Below are 22,040 nucleotides of genomic sequence, written 5' to 3' on the forward strand. Positions count from 1 at the left end.
ATTAATATTATATCTTTTCATTTTCTTATTAATTACAGTTCATTTCACTTAGTCCATCATTTTTACCTAAACTTCCTCCTAGATCAAGCCCTTTATTAGATCCTTTTTGTTCATAGTTAATATGAACACTTGCATAGCCACAAACTCTGGCTCCAACAGGAACAACTATATATTTATATTTAGCACTATTACATTCGTTTGGATGATTTAAAATATCTACTTCTAATTTCACAGCGGCTTTACCATCAATATTCCAACCAATAGTATTGTTATAACCACCTGTCACTCTGTAGCAAGCACCTGCACTAACACTAAGAACGTTAAAGCCTAATACGCTAACGCCTGCTGATCCGTTAATATCACCGCTGAGACTCACTTTAAAATTAGCATCTCTTGCATTGGTTGTTGGAAAGTTTAAGAAGAAGAAAGCTGATGTTGTTGAGCTAAAACTAGCGTGAGCTGAAGCAATCCAAATATCACCGCCTAATCTTCCAGTATCAAAACCGGTTTTAGCTCCTACAAAAACTCCATTAAAATTATCAGTTCTTCCCAATGTTTCTTCATCTATATTCTCATTATCAAAATAGGGTGATATATCACTGCTGTTTCTTACTGAAGGTTTAATATTATAACCAAAAGCAAAAACACCGTTGGTCTCCAACAAGTTAACAACTTCAAAATCAGCTCTAGCACCCATAAATACATAAAAATCATCTTTCCAACTCACTCTCCCTAAGCCAGTTCCTTCTCCTTTAACGCCATTCATAGGTTCAAACTCAGCGTTTATAGAAATTGCAAAAAACTGTTGATTTAAATCTAAAGTCATGTCGGTTTCTACGAGGTTAATTGAATTAGCGACCTTTATGTTTCCATGACCTTTTATCACAGGATGGCTTGAACTACCCGTTTCCACCTCTACATTTAAAGGATCAATCTTGATGAGATCTCCAGTACCTGTAATGGCAACACCTGATTTGATATTGATTTTCACTTTATACTGATTGTTTTCTTTTTCATATCTAAATCCACCGCCTATACTTGTCAAGCTGACAACACCTCCTAAAGGTATGGTTGCATCTGCATTAAAACTCGCTCCAACATCTAAACTACTTGGTCCTTTGTAGTAGTGGAATGCAATCTCTGTCCCAAAGTCTGTTCCTGGGATTTCAAAACTTCCATCTCCACTAAAACCTTCATCTCCATTATCATTGGCACCAACATCAAGAGTGACATCTGCATTAATCCCTGGAACATCAAGTGATGCATTGATACGATCAATATCTACATTTACATCTCCACTTTGGGTGGCTTTAAAAACAATATCACTTGCTTCGAAAGAAACAATATTGAAGTTAACATCGAATCCTCCATCTAAACTTAAAGCAGGTAAGCTTTGGATATACCTCACTTCAATTGCATTTAAATTATAAGATGCAAATCCAAAATCAGCGGTGTAATCTGTAGGAACATCAATTGTAAAGTCTCCATCTGTTGATACCATAAAATTGTTGATCTTAACTTTCTGTTTGATGTATTTTGTGAACTCCATATCAACACTGCCCGATAGATAATAAGCACCTGTATTAGACATTTGACCAAAGCTTAAGTTTGATCCATTATCCTTTATAATCGCTACTCCAAAAGCTGGAATTTCTTCCTTAATTCTTTCTCTAGTATCATTAGCTGCAGTTTTTGCTTTTTGCTTAATTTCTTGTTCCAGACCATCAAGAGAAAATGAGAATTGACCGCCAGAGATACCGTTTGTATTTATTTTAAGATCGGTTAATTTTAAATAAGAAGGCTCTGAAGATGGCAAACTCAAAGTCACTATTCCGCCTGTAGTAATTCCATTTTCTGATATTTGCAATTGATTAATATGAGCTCTTAAATTCTCTCCAAATTCTAAAGCTGGCACATCATCAATTTCAATCTGTAAATTACTTAATTCAAAAGCAGTATCAAATGATAATTCTTCAACAGGCAATTCTAGTGGTTCAAGCGGGCCTATTTCAGGCGTATTGATTTCGCCTGAGAGATTAATTCCTTGTTGACTCACCCATGAATTTTCAGTGTCGAGAATTAGCTCAAAATCATAAACATTAATCTCTACATCGCCATCATAAGCATCTGAAAAATAAAATTTTAAGTTTTTTAATTCATTTTTATAATTTTGAATATCATTAGCTGTATCTTCAATTTCAGCAACAGGCACTCCTTGATCTGTTAACCATTGTTTAAAAACATTTTCATTTTCGGTGCCTATACTTGGAAGTCTGTCTGCTCCTTTACCCATGAAAAATTCAATTGATCCTGGTGTACTTTCATCCATTGCATCAGAGGCAATATCTGGTAAAATTGTTGGTGCAAAGTTTTCTAACATTTCCCGTGATGTTTCATGAGAAATTATCCTGAAAGGATCCAAAGAAATATGACCACTGATGCTTCCCCAACTCCCATTCTCGTCTTTTTTAACGATGATTTGAGCTTCGTCTTTATTTTCAAATTTTAAAGGAATGTACTCAAACAAATTTGCCTCTAAACTTGACTTGTTAATAGCCACTTCACCTGACTCTGGAATTGCATTACCATCATCATCAAAAGTCACTTGAATATCTGTAAAATCTAAATTTGATTCATTGTCCAATTTAATAATAGGCAAAAAGAAATCTAAATTGACAAATTCACCTGTCCAAGTTTGTGAACCATCACCATTCTCTTCAACTTCAGATAACTCGATATCAAAGCCAAGTAGTTGACTGATATTTTTACCTCCTCCATCTTGAAGCTCAAAATTAATTTCTACATCATCATCTATAAATTCTTGTGTTTCCTCTGCTGAAACAAACCCAACTTTAGATGCTTTTAAGGTCAACTCATCTTGAGGGACATAAAATTCATAATCTCCATTATCATTTGTGTAAGTTTCTATATATTCTTTATCTACCACTCTAATTCTTAAACTATCAATAGTTTGACTTGAGTTAGCAATCGTCGCTTGCCCAAAAACTCTCACGCCTTTTTTGAGGTAAAAAACTTCTTCTACAGTTTCATTATTTTCAGGGAAGTCAACTTCAAACTGCTTTGCAACATATTGGCTATTTTCTGGAGGCGACATTGTCACAATTGTATTTCCTCCAAAACCTTCATAAAACCATTTCCCTTCTGCATTTGTATGGTTAATGGTATAAAAAACTGCGATTTTCACATTCTCAATAGGTTCATCTGTCTCTTCGTCTTTGACAATAAATTGAATCTTAGCTCTTTTTCTTTCTAAAAAACCAATATCTCCGATATCTATAATATCTGAAATTGTCTGGGTAGGTGTTTCATCATTAGAAGATGGATCCAAAACATCAAAATTGGAACCATACTCAACTAATGGCGGCTGAACACCCACAATCTCTAAATTAGCTCCTGATGGAGTTGACATTAATGCGCTGGCATAACTATTAAAAGAGTTTTGGTCTGAAGAATCATCTACGCTTACTTCATTAGAAGTTGTTTCTTCTGTAACGAGAGGCGGTGAGACAGTAGCTTCACCAGACTCTATAACAAGTGTTCCTTCTTTTTTTACATAACCATTTTTTTCAACAATTAAAGTATGTGATCCAGGGAAGTGAGTTGTCTGAAAGATACCAGACTCATTTGTTTCAAAATATGAATCACTATTTTCGAAATGTAATTTAGCATAAGGCAAAACATCTCCATGTTCATTAAGAACTTTCCCAATAATTGGTGTGATTTCAGGTGTAAGCTTAAATTTTTTAAATGGTGTTGAACCAGGGTTCACCAATACATCCATTGATTTCTCTTGCGGATCAACTGGCATGTCCTTATAAGCGTTAGGCACTGACTCTAAAGTTACTGTATATTGAGCTCCGTCTTTAAGATTGGGTAAATTATCTGCATAGAAAAAACCAGATTCATCTGTAGTCACAATTTTTGATCCCATCATAAGATTTTCATACATATCGCTAAGTGGGTCTTCATATTCTTCTACCCAGACTTCATCTGTGCCCAAAATCTCTAAAGCTTCAGCCTCATAGGTTACAATTCCAACACTACTTGTTGTTGCTGTCACAATAGACGGAGAGGTTGTCCCATTTGAGCTATGCTGAGTCGTGGATTCATAAGGATCTTGTATTGTGTAACCACCACCTGGGTTTTGAGGTAGATTGCCAATTGACTCTTGATTATTATTTAATAGAGCATCGAGAATCGCTTGTTCTTCTTCATAAGTTAGCCCATCAACATCAGACTTCTGGTAAGACACTTTGATAACTGCATCTGGAACTGAGACTTCGTTTCCGTCTAAACCAACGACGACTCTACCTTCAATAGAAGGTCTTTTAAAAGTTTGTTCATATTCAGCATAGACATCAGCTAACTTAATATCTAATTTATTTGGAGTTTTAACCCTTAAATTTGTTGTTAAAGGTTTTAGTCCTGTACCTTCACTTGTGATTTCTATAAAAAACTTATCAAAAGCAAATAATTGATCAAACTTTAGAGTTTTCCAATCATCTCCATTTTCAGAAATAACACCTGATGAGACTTTGTGATATTGATTACCATTAAAAGTTTTTGTTTCTTGTGATGCTCCACTTAAATTTCCTTCTTTTTCTAAGAAATTATTTGAACTATATAATGAAGCCTCTCTATAAATATCAATTTTTAGTTCTTCTATAGGAAAACCTGTTGATTCTTTCAATACATCTTTGACGGATGGAGAAAACCTGAAAGTATTAGCAACCATAGTCAACTCACCTAGATCAATTTCTTGTGATGATTGATTTATTTCACTTGAAGTAATTTTTTGACTAAACTTATAAAAACCAGGATGATCAACACTAATCATTAATTCTTCACCTTGCATACTTTCAAGAAATTCTTCATTGACATAATCCAATGTAAAACTTCCATCAGCAGTTGTCACGGCTGATGCTATCACTTGCCATTCATCGCCAGTTTGAGTGATGCTCTCTGTATTCATTAAAGCGCCAACTATTTCAGATGTATTGGTTGCCTCAGCTACATTTAATTGATTTGGTGAAGATATGCCTACCGACTCATTTTCGGAAATAAATGTTCCCCAAGAATTATTTGTTCGTCCCCCTATAGCAGTTACAGGCTGATTTTGAGAAGCAGGTGCACTACTTAAAGTAACATCAGATTCTACAGCACTTTTTGCCATTTTAAGTTGTATTGTTGCGCCTTCCAAAGGGTGTTTTTGTCTTCCTTCTTCAGTACTTTCAATTTTTACTTCATAATTAATAGTATTTGCTCCACTTGAACTTACTGTTGCTTCCCATTCTGAAAAATTTGAACCTATAATACTTGATCCTATTTCTTCAAAGTTTCCAGATCCAGCTATGTTCAAATCATAACCACTTGAAATGTCTAGTGTAGGATCTACAGTTGTTAAAGCAGAATAATTGTTTTGATTAAAAGTGTTTATGCCTACATATTGTCCGACTGGAGTTACGGAAAGAGTTTCTGTTGAAATCTCAAGACCAGCATTAATAGGTACGTAATTTGATATCGATGCTACTGGAGGTTCATAATTTTCTTCAGATTTTCTAAAGGCCCAAGATAAAGTTCCTGTTACTCTTTTATCACCTAATCTATTATCCTCTCGTTCAACTTCAGAAATGGCATCTTCGCTTATTTCAGTTTGCCTTTCTTCAGGTTTATAAATAATACCTATTAGCTCACTGTAGCCATCATTATCAATCATTAAAGGGCTGTTCATTTGCTGCATCATATCAGCTTTTACACGAACAATATATTTTTGATTTTTTCTTAAAACATTTGGAAACCTCAACGTATCCAGCATAAAAGTTGTTGTAGGTATATTTTGTTTTTCAAATACAGGCGGATTGTTTATGCCATCAGTGATGGTTTGCCCAGGATACATCTCTCTAATTTCAAGATTATAATTAAGAGCTCCCATCGGTAGGCCACAAGTTGTTGTTGGTGGCGTCCATGAAAACTGAATCTGACTTGATGTAGGAACGATTTCTTCAAAATCATTATCAAAAGATTGCATTGAAGATACTGGCATCAAAAATTGCGGTGCTGAGGCTGAATAACAAATCCTGAAATTTGCACATCCTGTACCTGGAGCCGAAAGTGGCATTGATTGACCTGGTTGATTATAATCATAAGCGGTAACGCAAAATCTATACTGACCTTCAGGTAACTTATAATTAACTCCACTTGATCTCAATTCTGATAAACTAATATTATCAAAGCGTAAATTATTCCTTGAAAAACGCCCAAAAGCTTCCTCGATAACATCAGGCGACAATTGCAAAGTCTGATTTGGCTGAAGGATAATTGGATTTTGAGGTTGATAGGAATCTTTAACCGAAATACTCATTGGAGAAGGAGAAATCCGTTCAATTTTCATATATAATTTCACAGCTCTTTGCTGGCTCCCCGTATTTCTTAATATCACTGATAAATTGTCAACCAAATCATTCGTAATTCCTGCCATATTAAGATTACCGTCTCTGTTAGACAAATTCATTAAATATGGAGATACTGGTTGACGAACAATTGTTGTTACATTGATGTCGTATTGTGCTTGAACCTTAGAGGTTGAAAATAAAGTTATGAAAAGAAAAAAACATAATATAAAAATCTTAGTTTGATGATAATTTATAGATTGGGTCAGGGCTTTCATAATCTTTGTTTTTAAAATTTATATGTATAATTAATACTGCCAGAAAATAATTTGCTATTGACAGCATAGGGAACTTTATCAATTTCGTTCAATGGATTGAGGTTTACTGGAGGCGTCATCGTGTAACTTGTTGATATGCCAAACCGATGATGACGATTGGGAGAAAAATTTGCACTAAAGTTAAAAGTGGTATTGTTTCCCGTTGGTGAATCTGTGGCTTCGTTAACAAAATAACCAGCATTCGCTTGAAGCATCAAATTATGTTTTTTCAAAAGCTGAACATTTGCTCCTAGATTTAATCCAACTGAACTATACTCATTAGAGCTTGTTTTGTAATTACTATAAATGACATTTGAATTAACTCCAAAATACTTTTGAATGAAGTAAAGCGAATAGTTTGCTGAAGCATTAAAATTATTTCCTTTAGTTTGTTCTTGAGTTGCTGGATTTTTATCATTTAAATCCGTGTAAGTCAAGCTAGTACTTATCGAGTGCTGATGTGCTTCTCCGGTAAAGTTGAGAGAAGGAACTAAAGTGTATGTCAACATGAGTTGATCAACACGCGTTGAATCAGTTAGTTTTGTCAATCCATCTTTTTGTTGAACCTCAACACCTGTTAGATTTGCATTAATATTAAAGTTATTACTCACAAAAATATTGGTAGAAAAATTACCTGTATTAGTAACTAATTTTGAGTTTCTCATGCCATCTAAATTGTTATTTTGAGTGGTAAATGCGGCATTCATACTCCATTTACCTTTTATCAATCGTGCTCCCATATTCACATTAATCATTTCAATGTCATCAATCATATAGGGGATTCCTAAAGATTTAAAGTCAGGTTGAATTCTTTTGTAACCAATCATCGCGTTAAATTTTTTTAAGGATAATGAAAGCTGAGTTTGTCCAGACCAACTAAAAACTGACGTATAATTGAAAGGAGATATTTTTTGAATGATTTTAGGAATTTTAACCTCCTCAACCTCATCTAAAACACCTAATGATATGTCTCGGGTTAACAAGCTTGCAGCAATATCACCTTGCCAAGTCAGACTTTTAGAAATCGGAAATTTCCATGTCAGACCTAAAACTGTATTCCCTTCTGGATTTATTTGATAGAGACTATCTTGTGAAGTTTCTTTTTTGATAGAACTCACTTTATCTTTGACTCTCATGTACATTAAAGTCAGTTCTTTACTAGAGTCTTTTATTCCGACTTTAATACCATAAGCATTTCTAGCATATTTCGGTTCGGCATTATTTACTTGAGTTGTATCAATGCTAATGGCTTTGTTGGTTCTTCCGTAAAAAGAAGCTAAATAAAATAATCCTGGATTAATCTCTACACCTGCTCCTAAAAAATTTTGTCCATCAAAAACAAAGGGGGAAAATTGAATACTTCGGTAACCTAAATGTAGTTTTGCCCATTTATAGGAAGGACTAATCCCAAATTGTGTAAACGGATCCTCGTAACTTTCACTGTATTGAGATACATTAAATGAAAAAGGAAGAGAAAGCCCATAAATTGAAGGAATAAAACTGCCATGTAAATTCCATGTAAAAGGATCTCGAGAAGAGTTTGGTTCATTTGATGAAAAAAATGTTAAGCCTCCTCCAACACCTCCACTAATCGTGAAAGGCTTCTCATCCTTTAAATTACCGATATCTTGTCCGTACATCATAACTAGAGGTAAAACTTGTAAAATCAAAAACACGAGGACCTTCTTGTTACTTTTAGGCATGAAGTTTATTCTTTAGATTAATCATTATTAAGCACTGAAAATCAACATATTAACATATTTTCAGTATGTTAATTATCATCTAAATTATACAATAGTAATCTAATTATTGGAGCTCATATTATCATCTGCGTGGTTGACTTTGTAATCAGTAAGATTTTAATGATAGTTGGCAATAATGAATATTCAATCTTAAAACCTAAATATTTAAGAGAGGTAAGAATGTTTAAAACAGTTTGTAAGTGAAGAAAAGCAAGAGTTAGTTGAGGAAGAAGCTGACTAAAAAGTTTTTAGTTCACTAAAGTTCTTAAACTTAAAAAGCATCTGAAATTCAGATGCTTTTTGAGTTTTTAAATCACTTTTATTTATAATTCCTTAGGCTTATCACCATCTAGGAGTTGATATTTTTTTTGTTTTTCTTTCCACCTCTTCATGGCGTACTTTTGCATATCCTCAATTTTATCTTTTTCATCAAGGATTTCAAAACCTAAGAGCGTCTCGATAATATCTTCAAGAGTTGCAATTCCGTCCATGCCTCCATATTCATCGATGATAAGAGAGATATGCTCTTTCTTTTGTAACTGAACCTCCCAAGCATCGAATAAAGTCATTTTTCTTGAAAAAACAACAATTTCTCTCTTGATATCTCTTAATCTCAAATTAAATTGATCTTCAGCCAATTTTTCAAACACCAACTCTCTAAAAACATAACCAGTAATATTCTCTCGAGTATCTTTGTATATTGGTATTCTTGAGAAGTGTAAAAAATCTTTATTCTCTAAAAATTCTTTTAAGGTCATATTTTCATCCGCAGTCACCGCAACTGTTCTTGGCGTCATCACTGAGTTTATTGTTAAGCTTTTTAACTTGATAAGGTTTTGAATAATTTTATTTTCTTTATCTGCAAAAACACCTTCTTGAGCGCCAATGCTGGCCAATGCCGAAACCTCTTCTCTACTTGTTGAAAATTGAGGTTTATCTCTTGACAACATTTTAGTTATGACAGAAGAAAGAAGAACTAAAGGATATGTCAGAAATATTGAAATCTTAATCACTTTAGCTGTGAAGCCAACTAATTCTCTACTAAAGTTTGCACCTAAGGTTTTTGGTATAATTTCAGTAAGTACTAATATTAGAAATGTTAGAATTGCAGATACCAGACCAAAATAAGCCTCACCAAAAACAACCGTTGCTTGCGCACCAACACCAGCGGCACCAACAGTGTGAGCCACTGTATTTAATGATAAAATAGCAGATAAAGGTTTGTCGATGTTATCTTTCAATTCAATCATTTTATCAGCACTTTTATCACCAGATTCAGATTTTGTCTTTAAATATGAAAGTGGAACTGAAAGTAAAACTGCCTCCATTATTGAACATAGAAATGAGATAAATATTGCAATAAAGAGGTATAAAAGGAGTAATCCCATAATTGAGTTTTGTATAAAATATTTTTTTGAAATTACATAATTGACTTCAAAAACCTAACTTCATGAAACTATTATCAACTAAATTGAAATTTCATGTAATTTTGGTGAGTAAATATCTAATTTAGTTTCAAAACTCAACAATGCTATAACAATAAATTAAGTTTAATTTTTAAGCTTTTGAAGGCTTAATAAATAATAAAGCAACATTTGTCGGACGTATCAATATTTCATTTGCAACACTCCCGATGAAAAGATCTTTTATCATCGAATCACTCTTAATACCAAGAATCATGACTTCAGCATTTTCAGCTTCAGCATAATTGTTTAATGAAGTTGCAATACCTTCTTCATGAGATGAGATCACTTTTAACGGCTTCAATTCAGGAAATTCTTTTGCCCACTTTTTCTCTTTAGCCAATCGATCCTCTTGGGTGATTTGATCTATTTCTTTTTGAGGCATTAATGGATAATAAAATATTTTTGAAACATGAACTGGTAACTTGACAATAGTCTCACCTAACCGATTTGTTTCAAATTTGTTTGACCAATCAACAATTCCTTTGGTGTATTTTGAAAAAGTAATCGCTTCAACAACTGATTTAATAGGCGTTTTAAAGGTTTCAGGAACAAGCATCACTGGTGAAGGAAATAATCTGACGAGTTTGTTTGTCAGCGCTCCATTTCCACGTAAATTTTGTTTATTTCCAAGTATCAGCAAATCATATCGTTGTTTTTCAGAGATATTTGAAAAGCTTGTTTCAGAAAATCGATCTGAAGTAACCGCCACGTCAAATGCATAATTTAATCCGGAAGATTTAATGTCTCTTGTTATTTTTGTTTTAACCTTTCTTCTGATTTCATCTAATTTATCAGCCGACAACATTCCTGATGGTAATTCTGTCACTTTGATATTGTGTAAAAAAGTAATTTTATCAAAGTCTAAAATCTGCTCTAGTGTGTTGATATAATCTAAAAGATGCTGATCCATTTTTGATAGATCTAAACCCACTAAAACTTTTAAAGGTGCTTTTGTAATTTCCATAATTATCAGTTTTGCTGTTCTTCTTCAACAATTTTATTAATTCTTTCTCTATAGCTTTCCTCCTGCTTAGCATTCAGCGCTTTTTGGTTTTTTTCGTACTCTTCTTTTAAACCTTTTAACAGGCTATAACAAAGTAAAAGTAGTACAATTGAAAAAGGTAAACCTATGGCAATAACACCCGTTTGCAAAGCACCAAGACCTCCACTTAATAAAAGAACGATAGCCACTGCGCCTTGCATAAAAGACCAAAAAACACGTTGCCATACTGGTGTATTTTCCCCTTCAGTACCAGCTGTAATAGTATTGATAACCAACGAACCAGAATCTGATGACGTAATAAAGAAAGAAAACACCAAAATAATTGCCAATAAAGAAGTGACTTCTACTAAAGGAAAATTTTCAAGGAAAATAAATAAGGAAGAAGTCATATCTTCCTGTACAGCTTCTAACATTGAAGCATCACCGCCAACAATCATGTCAAGCGCGCTTCCTCCGAAAGCATTCATCCAGAAAATCACAATCACTGTCGGCACAATAATCACACCTGAAAGAAACTCACTCACAGTTCGACCCCTTGAGATTTGAGCGATAAAAGTTCCTACAAAAGGAGACCATGCAATCCACCAACCCCAATAAAAAATCGTCCAATCATTTTGCCAATTCGTGTCTTTATACATTTCATTCCAGGTGGCAATCGCAGGTAAATTTGCTAAATATGAACCTGTATTTTCAACAAAACCCTTCATAATTGATAATGTAGGTCCTAACAAAAAAACGAAAGTCACTAAAAGTAAAGCCATATACATATTGGCTGAGCTTAACCTTTTAACGCCTTTATCTACACCTAGAAATACGGAGACAGTGGCAACAGAAATAACAGCTAGAATAATGATAATCTGCATTTCGGGCGTAACTTCCCAACCATATAGAAACTCTAAACCGGTAGAAACTTGCATGACACCTAAGCCCAATGTTGTGGCTAAACCAAACACAGTGGCTAATGCTGAAATGATGTCAATCGCATCACCCCAAGCGCCATTAATTTTATCACCCATAAATGGATAAAATGCCGATCTAAATGTCATCGGCAGATTCTTGTTATAAGCGAAAAAAGCTAAAGCCAAACCAACTAATGCATAAATTGCCCACACATGCAAACCATAATGAAGACTCGTAAAATTCATGGCTTGTTTTGCCTTTTCAAGATCGTTGGCCACATCTAGTGGTGGTGTGCCGAAATGTGTAACGGGTTCGCCTATACTATAAAACATCAACCCAATACCCATGCCAGCGCTAAACAACATGGCAAACCATGAGGTTTTGCTATAAGCTGGTTTTGCATCAGCACCGCCTAGCCTAATTTTCCCATATTTAGAAAATGCCAAATAAATACAAAAAACCAAGATGATATTAACCGCTAAAACAAATAACCAGCCAAAGTTACTTGATGACCAAAGTCGAAAAACTGTTAACTTCTTATCCATTGCTTCTGGAAAGGCAACACCAAAAAAGATCAAGATAAAAATTAAAACTATGGAAATAAAAAACACAGCTTTATTGGCAACGAAATATTTACTTCTAATAACTTTAGACATGTATTGTGTTTTGAGTGATAAAAGTATGATAAAAATAAAGCTTATCGTTTTTTGAAGGTTTAGAATATTAACCAACTTACAAAAACAATAAGCCTTTAAATTATAAAAAAGTCTGATTATAAAAAAGATATAAGAGACAAAACTAAGTCAACAAAAGAATTCTGGTGCTAAATAGGTTATTAATTATAGATAAAGCTATCAGGAGGGATTTTATTATCTCTTATTTAAATTAAACTTTCTAGCGATAGGAATTAAAAATACTTCAACTGTTGTATCTTGAACAACAGACTTTGTCTTAAAATAGTTTGAAATGAAATTATTATGAAATGTTGTAAATAATGTCCAAATCATTTTCTTTTTTTCGGGAAAATATTTTGCTGTAATTTCATAGTTAACAATATCAGTTGAGATTGTTGTTGTTTCATAAATTTCCATTGTCTTTCTAATTTCATTTATTTCAATTAAAAGTTCATCTTTAGATAACTTATGTAAATTAGTCGGCAAATAATAAGATGTCTTAAATCCAACTTCTTGAAATGGCATTAAATTCTTAGGCTTTAAAGATTCAATTCTGAGATTATTTTTAGAAATCTTGTGTTTATCAGTGATTTCAATTAATCTTTTTAATGCGTCAATTCGATTTTTCTTGTTAAGGTTTTTAAAATCTATCCATAATCCTTTATCACTTCCCAAATGCCTCATATACTCATCAAGTGATAAACCAATACTTGAATTGTTAGGATGCCTAACATCAAATGTTTTTGTAGTGATATCAAACATTACATCAACTTCGAGTCCTGTATAAAGTTTTTGAGTATATGCTTGTTTCTCTAAATTATTAACCCGCCATACCCAAATTTTTTCTGTATGACCTATATGCTCCAACTTAAATGGATAATAATGATAAGCATAAGCAACACCAAGACAGACCCCTATAAAAAGAAGAGATTTCAAAATAAATTTAATCAGTTTATTGCTTGTCATAGTCAATAGTTCCTTTAATTATACGTTGACGAGTTTTAAAATTTGAATTAAAAATACTTCGTTCAGGTTTAAATAAGTTAAGCTTAACTTGGCTTAAATCTAATATGCTGTGTATTAAATCATCTGTAAGGTATTTTCTATCTAAATAATTTTCATATAAATGATTTTTAGAATCAGATTTTCTGAAACCTTCAGATAACCAAACTAAAAAAGGAATTTCAAACATTGTCCGACTACCTCGATGCTCACTATGCCCTACAAAATCTATATCTTGAAAAACCTCTTCTCCATGATCAGATAGATATATTACATAAGCATTTGTCTTTTCTTTTCTAACAGATTCGATAATTTCCCTAACGACAAAGTCATTGTAACGTAAAGCGTTATCATAAGTATTGATCATTTCAGTTGCCTTATCTGATGGGAATTTTGTTTTAGGGATATCATTAAAAAAATCATATTTAGAAGGATAGCGATGTTTGTAAACTGAATGTGTTCCCATTAAATGAACAATGATAAATTTTTTATTCACAGACTGAGAAAGCAACTCATTTAAAGGATCAAGCAAATATTCATCATATGCTCCGTATTGATGATTGTCTTCACTTAAAAAAACTTGTTGATCAGAAGCCTTACTTAATAAAGTAATCATATTTTCATATAAACCTAAAGGCTTTTGGTTTGATAACCAATATGTTTCAAAATTTGCAGCATTCATTACTTGTATAAGTGAACCCAAATTATAATCTTCTTCATTTTCATAATTAGAAAAGCTTAAGGCTTTATTTAATGATGGAATTGTGTGCGCATGTGGAGAAATAACATCATTAAAAACTAAAAGTTCATCCTTGATTTCTTCAAGAAGAGGGTTCGTTTCACGCTCATACCCATAAAGACTCATATTTCGTGAAGTAGTTGACTCACCAATCACCAAAACATAAGTTTGTTCATGATCTTCACTTTTAATATTGAAAAAATGATCGCTTTCAGATTGACCTAAATCATTTTTAAAAATATCCTGCATCTCATGGTAAGACTTATAAGCATCTATTGAAGTGTAAGCAATATTTAAAGCTTTTGTTTTCTTATTGATAATATAAATGGAAATAAAAATTCCTCCGATAATCAAAATAGTAAAACGAAAATTCATTTTGCTGTGACCATTATATAAACCTAGGCTATTAAACCTTGTTTGATGAGCAACTAAAAGATGAAGTTGTCTAACAATCGGAATAAATATCAACAAAAAAAGAGTTCCTATTATCCAATTAAAATAAAGGCTAAAAAAATCTTTAGTTTCTGATGCATTCGTCTCCAAAATAATATAAAAAGCAGAGAGTGTAAGTTTTGACTCAAATAAATAATAGAAACTCAGCTTAAAGAAAACAATTAAACTAAATAGGCTCAAGAGTAAACAAAGCCATAAACGCTTAAGAAAATCAATTGGTATCAAAAATCCAATTGCGTAAATTAAGAAACACGTCAATGAAAGATCAATCATCTCTCGTAAGTAATCCATTAAATTTGGCGTGTAAAAACACAAGATCATCGCATATAAAAAGACAGGAGCGATACCTAGCAGTAGAAACTCTAAAGAAAATTTGATTTGATTTCTATTCAAAAAGAACTATTTAAAAGTGAATATACAATAACGATTAATAAATAATACTCTAAAGTTTAATACTTTAATCATTTCATAAAAGCCTCCTTACTCAATTCCCTTCTCAACTGCTTTAATAAATTTCAACCTTTCTTTTATAAGCTCTTTTGAACTCGCTTTTGGCCAAGCTGCCACTTGTGCTATCACAAGGTTTTGATCTGGGTTAACATAAAGCATTTGTCCAAAAATACCAACTGCTGCATAACTTCCATTTTTAAATCGCCACCATAAATAACCATAGCCTCCACCCTGCTCATCTGTTTGCTGTAAAAGTGAAGTTGCATCTGCCATCCATTCTTCTGAAAGAAGACGCATCCCATCTCGCTGACCTTTATTCAGCATCAAATGCCCTAATCGCGCATAATCCCTCAAACTTGCTGAGAGTCCGCTTCCACCAATATTTAAATTGCTACACTCATCTGCGAGCCAATAAGCGCAATGCTCCATTCCCCAAGGTTTCCAAATCTTTTCTGAAAGATATTCAGCTAAACTTTTGCCAGTCGCTTTTTGAATTAAAATACCGACCAAATCAGTTTCACCTGTGCTATAATTCCAATGTGTGCCTGGCTTATGTTCGAATTCTAAAGATTTCATATAAGTCAAAATATGCGACTCATCGCCAACACAAGGATTCTGATACATTTGAGCCACATCAGAGTTAGGATCTTCATAATCTTCACTCCAAGCAATGCCGGATGTCATGGTTAATAATTGCCTAACGCTCACTTCACCATAGTCGTAACCTTCAAATTCATGAATATATTTTTTCAAATGATCATCAAGGCTTTCAATATCTCCTTCTTTTAGAGCAACACCTAAAAGCATTGACGACACAGATTTTGCCATTGAAAAAGATGTCCACAATGTTTTCTCATCAACATCTTTAGCGTATTTCTCTAATCGAATTTCATCATCTTTCAAAACAATCACACCTGCAATATGATTATCAACCATATATTTTTTTACAGTTGTGCTGTTACCCCAATGCGGATCAATTTCATTTGACTTCTGAAAATCCAAAACATCTTGATTCGCTGAAATCTCTATACTTGGGTAAATGCCATACATCATCGGAAAGCGGCGTTCTTTTTCTTTTTGTGACCAAAAAAGTAAACTTTCAAGTTTTTGCCCCATCGTTTCGCCTGGGATGTTTTCTCTTTCTTTTCTAATAAAATCCTCATCAAAACTTCTGCATTCTTGCGCTTGTATCGCAATGCTTTGTATGATTAGAAATAAGATGAGAATTAAGTTTTTGTTAGAATTAAACATGACTTTGAATTTATAGTAAATGTAATTGCAAATATAATGAAGCTTAAAGGAACCTTGATGAAGTCAAACTAATGAGACGTTTTTAATAAGTTTATCTTAATAAAAAAGCTCTCAGCCTTAATTATTTATAAAATATAATAAGTTTGTTATAAAATAGGCTTTATTATGAAATCAATTTTACCAGCAACAATCATCGCTTTAACCTTATTATCATGCGGAAACAACAGCAAATCATCAGCACAAAAAACGACTGATCAAGAAAAGGAATCACAAAATTTGCCTCCTGTAGAAACAGAGAAAGCAAACACAGATTTTCAGCCAGCTTTTGAAGGGCAAACCAGAATTTCTGGTGTCAAAACTTCAACAGCTTATGAGACCAAAATAATCACAAAATCTTTAGATGAACCTTGGGGCATCACAGAATTGCCTGATGCTCGACTTTTGATTACTGAAAACGAAGGTTATATGCGAATCATTAACCCAGATAATGGAAATATGAGTGAAGAAATTCAAGGCATACCCGAAGTTGATAATAGAGGTCAAGGCGGTTTGCTAGGCTTAACATTATCTCCAAATTTTGAAGAAGATCACATGATTTACTGGGTTTTTTCTGAAAAAGTTGAAGATAGCAATCATACTGCCGTTGCTAAAGGAAAGCTGTCTGAAGATGAGAAAAAGCTTGAGAATGTCAAAATCATTTATCGCGCATCGCCTACTTATGATGGAAAATTACATTACGGAGGTCGCGTTATTTTTGATAAAAAAGGAAATTTATTTGTGAGTATTGGCGAACGTTCTGATAAAGTGACGCGCGTTAAAGCGCAAGATTTAAATACCTCTTTTGGTAAAATAATTCATATCACCACTGAAGGTAAGCCTGTTGATGGCAATCCTTTCATCAATAAAGATGAAGCCCGTCCTGAAATATATAGCTACGGACATCGTAACCCACAAGGTTTGGCTTTTCATCCAGAAACTGGAGAGCTTTGGAGTAATGAGTTTGGCCCACGCGGCGGAGATGAACTCAACCTAATTGAAGCTGGTAATAATTATGGCTGGCCAGTCATTACTTATGGTATTGAGTATCGTGGTGACAAAATTGGCGACCCGGTGATTCAGCAAAAAGAAGGCATGGAACAGCCTGTTTACTATTGGGATCCTGTGCTTTCACCAAGTGGGATGACATTTTATGTTAGTGATCAAATTCCTGAATGGAAAAACAATTTATTCATCGCCGGTTTAAGCAGTCAGCACATCGCAAGATTGGTGATTGAAAACAATAAAGTAATTGGTGAAGAACGCCTTTTAGAAGATGAAGATGAACGTTTTAGAGATATTACGCAATCAAAAAATGGCGCTTTATTTACAATAACCGATAGTGGAAAACTTTATAAAATTAGCAAGAAATAATATAGGACTTATACTTCCTCAAACAACTGCTGTCAGACATCTTAACAGCAGTTGTTTCGTTTTTTAAAGATTTTAAAAGAAACTCAAATGCAAAGAATTCTTATTCTCTTTTTTATTGTTTTAAGCTCATCATTAAATTTATATGCCCAAGAAAAAGACAGTCTTTCACAAGTTCAAGAATTAAAGTCTGTTGATATCATCGCTTATTTCAGCAAGCAACCTATTCTAGAATTAACATCAGCTGGCGAATCTATTTCAACCAATTTAATTGAAACTCAACAAAACACAAGTTTACTTCCTTCACTCAATACTGTCTCAGGTTTACGTATGGAGGAACGCTCACCTGGAAGCTACAGGTTAGCCATGCGCGGAAGCCTGATCCGTTCACCTTTTGGTGTTCGTAATATCAAAATCTATCTCGATGAATTTGCCTTAACCGATGCAGGCGGAAACACCTACCTTAACCTCATCGATCCTGCCTCACTTTCATCTGTAAACATTTTAAAAGGACCAGATGGCTCACTTTATGGTGCTAATTCAGGTGGCGTTATCAGGTTGCAACCTCATGGTTTTAGCGTCAATAAAAACAAAACTTCCTTACAAGTCGGTGGTGGTTCTTACGGTTTATTTCAAGAACAAGTTTCAGTACAACGCAAAGTTAATGATGAGTACAGTTTTTCTATTGATCAGTCATTAACGCGCTCTGATGGCTATAGAGATCATACAGCTTTAAATAAAAAAACACTACAAACTGCTCACAAATGGAAATATTCAAAAAATAACACTTTGCGTTTCCTTGCTTTATATTCTGATTTAGAATACCAAACCCCAGGCGGACTTACCGAAAGTCAGTTAGAAGAAAACCGGAGAATGTCAAGGCCAGCTAGCGATCCAAATCCATCTGCTAAAGAACAAAATGCAGGAATTTATAATGAAACATTTTTTGGAGGAATTGCACACGATGCACAAATTTCTAAAAAGCTTAAACACAGCATCAGCATCTTTGGTTCTACAACTGATTTTGAAAATCCGTTTATCACCAATTATGAATTCAGAACCGAAGAAAATATTGGTTTACGCAGCTATTTTTCTTTTAAAGATGATATTAATCAAAATTTCAAGTACCAAATGCAGATTGGTTTTGAAGGTCAAAAAGGCTGGAATAGCATCGATAATTTTGATAATAACCAAGGAAGTCTTGGCTCTACTCAAGCAAAAGATAATTTAGACAATTCAAGAGTATCTTATTTTTACAGAGCCAAAGCTAATCTTTTTAAACGCTGGACAATAGAAGCTTCTTTGGGTCTTAATCAAGTTAAAATAGACTATCGCACGCGCTTTCCTGTTGTGCAAAATCCTGAAGGAGAAATTTCATTTGGAAGTGTTTGGATGCCACGTGTTGCCACATCATATTTAATTAATGATGGTTTAGCCATTCGTGCATCGATCTCTAAAGGCTATTCACCACCAACAATCGCAGAGGTGAGATCCTCAGATAATACAATCAATACTGATTTAGAAGCTGAAACAGGTGTGAATTACGAATTGGGGTTGCGCTATGAAACTGAAAACAAACGCTTTATTGCAGATTTAAGTTTCTACAATTACAAAATGAATAACGGCATTGTTCGTCAGTTGAATGACAATGGAAATGAATATTACGTCAATGCAGGTGAGATTAATCAAAACGGAATTGAAGCTAGCTTTTGGGCAAACCTCATCAATGAAACAGAAAACAGATTTATTAGAAATTTAAAATTAAAATCAGCCTTAACATACAATCATTATCGTTTTGGAACTTATAAAGTTAAAGACAATAATTTTTCAGATAACAAAGTAACTTCAGTGCCAGATTGGGTTGTCAATAATACGCTATTTATAAAATTTACTCAAAATTTAAATTTAAATATTTCTCACAACTATACTTCCGAAATCCCTTTAAATGATGCCAACACAGTTTATTCAAAAGCTTATCACTTAATACAAATGAAAGGGATATGGAAATGGAATATCAGTAATACAACAGAAATTGAGTTTTTTACTGGTGTAGATAATTTGCTCAATGAAGACTATAGTTTAGGAAATGACATTAACGCTTATGGTCAGCGTTATTTTAACCCTGCAGCTAAAAGAAATTATTTTGGTGGAATGAAGTTGAGCTTATAATTTTTAAACTAAAAAAAAAAGGACACAAAGCTTTAAATTCTCTTTGTCTCCCTTTTTGAAATAAGACTGTTGTTATTAACAATAAGCCTTCAAATCGTTCAAAACACCTGCTTCAATACTAGTAAATCTTCTTTACTGTTTCCATTGATACTTCACACCCAAACCAAACCAACGTGTTGGCATTGGAACGGCGCCAGCTTCTGTATATTCTGCATCAAATATATTGGTAACTTCTGTATAGAGAAGAAAGCTATCTAATTGATAATTAACGCGAAGATCTGTAATATTATAAGCGCTGGCCAATTCACGTTTGAGCCATCTATTTTTCAGTTGCAAAGAAAAATCATTAACCCGGTAGTGAATCCCTGCAATAAACTGATGTTTTAAAGACTCTAAAACATATTTAGATTGATTGCCATCTGGTGTTTCTAAACTTGGGCTCAGGTAATTATAACTTAACTCATAACCAATAGATTGCTGACGTCCGAAATAAAAATCTTGCTGTACTCTTCCATAAACACCATGCATTTTGTTTTTACCAAAATTAATTGGGGTGTAAGGCTCTGAAGCATCATCCCTTACCCAGTCAATAAAATCTGAAATACTACGGTAAAAATATCCTGTTTTCACTTGAAGGCCAGCTTTTTGATATTGAATATTCCCTTCGTAAGTCCAAGCATTTTCAGGTTGCAATAATTCATTTCCTATATTACCTGGACGTTGATCGAGGTACAAATCCGTAAAAGACGGGATACGCTGACCAGAACCAATGCTCGTTGAAAGCGTCCAAGCATCATTAATGAGGTAAGCTAAATCAATACCTGGATAGACTTGCCAATCATAATCAGTATTGTAATTAGCATACAAACCCGCTGATGTTCTAATTTTATCACCGATTTTTGTTTTCAGTTCTGCATAGGCTCCATGATTGTCGCGTTTGTGTTCACCGATATTCGAACTGTTGATTTCCTCTAAACGTGATTCCCAACCAAAACCGAAAGTTCCTATGTTTGTTTTAAGACTCGTATTTAATTCCATCATCAAGGCGTTTGTGTAATGTACAGACCTGCCTTTACTCAGATCACCCTTAAAATAACGATAATCATCTTCTCCGTATCGGTCACTAATTCGAGGCGAAATTGTAAAATTTCCCCAAGTATGTTTTGAAGAAAGGCTAAAAACAGAAGACTCAACAATTTCTTCTGAATTGACATCACCGGGGGCAGCGTAAAATCCGTTAGCTCCAAAGCGGCTGTAGGCATAACCTGCCATCGCCTGGATGCTGTTATTAGCATCAAAATCATAATGACCATTATAGAAAAGGCGTGTGTTTTTGGAAGCCGAATTATATCGCTGACCGTTATAATTGTTATGAGCGATAGATAAAAGTTGACTTTGTTTTTCTGATCCAAAAACGCCAGTCACCTCAGCTGATCCTCCACCGTAAATTCCAGAGCCATCACCTTCCTCCTTATTTTTGAAAGAGCTGCCAGCTTGGAGATTTGCCGTGACAGAAGAACGCCTTTCTTTTTTAGTCACAATATTAATCGCTCCTGTTAAGGCGTTGACACCATAAACTCTGGCTGCAGCACCTCTTAGAACTTCAATATGATGAATAGCACTCAAGGGCACCGGAATATTCATCATATTATGAGCCGTTTGTGAATCTATCATTTTCACACCATTAATGAGCACAATTGTTTGCTCAGAAGTACCACCATCAATTGCAACATCAGTTTGCGTTCCAAAAGGTCCTCTTTGTCGGATATCAACACCACTGATATAAGATAAAACTTCGTTAAGCGACTTGACAGGGAGCGCCTCAATTTGCTTTTGTGTCACCACTTGTATATCACGATTTATTTTATCAAATGGTGTATCCAATCGGTTGCCTTGTATCACAACCTCCTCTAATTCATCACGTTGTAAATTATGCGTTTGAATTGAATCTTTTTGTTGTGCATAGCCTGAAAAGAATGCTAAAACACCTGCAATAGTTAATACTTTCTTCATCATTTTTTAATACTAAAATTTAAAACTGAAGTGCAAATATTTGG

General features: G+C 33.9%; 11 protein-coding genes. 2 read left to right on the forward strand and 9 right to left on the reverse strand.

Annotated elements, in window-relative coordinates:
• Positions 1 to 28: 28 nt before the first annotated feature.
• The 8 genes from CAP47_RS05790 to CAP47_RS05825 all read right to left on the reverse strand — a co-directional run bounded on the left by CAP47_RS05790 (position 29) and on the right by CAP47_RS05825 (position 16,407).
• Positions 29 to 6,688, reverse strand: coding sequence for a hypothetical protein (locus CAP47_RS05790; protein ID WP_153043494.1), 6,660 nt, complete (start codon positions 6,686 to 6,688; stop codon positions 29 to 31).
• Between the two features lie 11 nt (positions 6,689 to 6,699).
• Complete coding sequence (locus CAP47_RS05795; RefSeq protein WP_153043495.1) at positions 6,700 to 8,430, reverse strand: hypothetical protein; 1,731 nt, start codon at positions 8,428 to 8,430, stop codon at positions 6,700 to 6,702.
• Between the two features lie 362 nt (positions 8,431 to 8,792).
• The gene (locus tag CAP47_RS05800) at positions 8,793 to 9,857 is read right to left on the reverse strand and encodes a CNNM domain-containing protein (RefSeq protein WP_100775782.1); all 1,065 of its coding nucleotides are present in this window, start codon (positions 9,855 to 9,857) and stop codon (positions 8,793 to 8,795) included.
• 169 nt (positions 9,858 to 10,026) lie between these two features.
• The gene (locus CAP47_RS05805) at positions 10,027 to 10,899 is read right to left on the reverse strand and encodes a universal stress protein (protein ID WP_100775783.1); all 873 of its coding nucleotides are present in this window, start codon (positions 10,897 to 10,899) and stop codon (positions 10,027 to 10,029) included.
• Positions 10,900 to 10,904: 5 nt separating this feature from the next.
• The gene (locus tag CAP47_RS05810; protein ID WP_100775784.1) at positions 10,905 to 12,494 is read right to left on the reverse strand and encodes a BCCT family transporter; all 1,590 of its coding nucleotides are present in this window, start codon (positions 12,492 to 12,494) and stop codon (positions 10,905 to 10,907) included.
• A 213-nt stretch (positions 12,495 to 12,707) separates the two neighbouring features.
• Positions 12,708 to 13,448 (reverse strand): hypothetical protein, encoded by a 741-nt coding sequence (locus tag CAP47_RS05815; protein WP_192869947.1) that lies wholly within the window; start codon positions 13,446 to 13,448, stop codon positions 12,708 to 12,710.
• A 16-nt stretch (positions 13,449 to 13,464) separates the two neighbouring features.
• Positions 13,465 to 15,099, reverse strand: coding sequence for a sulfatase-like hydrolase/transferase (locus CAP47_RS05820; protein ID WP_100775786.1), 1,635 nt, complete (start codon positions 15,097 to 15,099; stop codon positions 13,465 to 13,467).
• Between the two features lie 87 nt (positions 15,100 to 15,186).
• A complete protein-coding gene (locus CAP47_RS05825; RefSeq protein WP_100775787.1) occupies positions 15,187 to 16,407 on the reverse strand; it encodes a serine hydrolase domain-containing protein in 1,221 nt (406 codons plus the stop codon).
• Between the two features lie 165 nt (positions 16,408 to 16,572).
• Between CAP47_RS05825 and CAP47_RS05830 the strand changes: the two genes are divergently transcribed.
• Entirely contained in the window at positions 16,573 to 17,817 is a 1,245-nt protein-coding gene (locus CAP47_RS05830) for a PQQ-dependent sugar dehydrogenase (protein ID WP_100775788.1), read from the forward strand.
• Between the two features lie 87 nt (positions 17,818 to 17,904).
• On the forward strand, positions 17,905 to 19,983 hold the full coding sequence (locus tag CAP47_RS05835) for a TonB-dependent receptor (protein WP_100775789.1): 2,079 nt from the start codon (positions 17,905 to 17,907) through the stop codon (positions 19,981 to 19,983).
• A 132-nt stretch (positions 19,984 to 20,115) separates the two neighbouring features.
• On the opposite strand, the gene CAP47_RS05840 is transcribed toward CAP47_RS05835, so the two are convergent.
• Positions 20,116 to 21,999 (reverse strand): TonB-dependent receptor plug domain-containing protein, encoded by a 1,884-nt coding sequence (locus tag CAP47_RS05840; protein ID WP_100775790.1) that lies wholly within the window; start codon positions 21,997 to 21,999, stop codon positions 20,116 to 20,118.
• Positions 22,000 to 22,040: the final 41 nt, after the last annotated feature.

Source organism: Psychroflexus sp. S27, from assembly GCF_002810405.1.
Lineage (GTDB): Bacteria > Bacteroidota > Bacteroidia > Flavobacteriales > Flavobacteriaceae > Psychroflexus > Psychroflexus halocasei_A.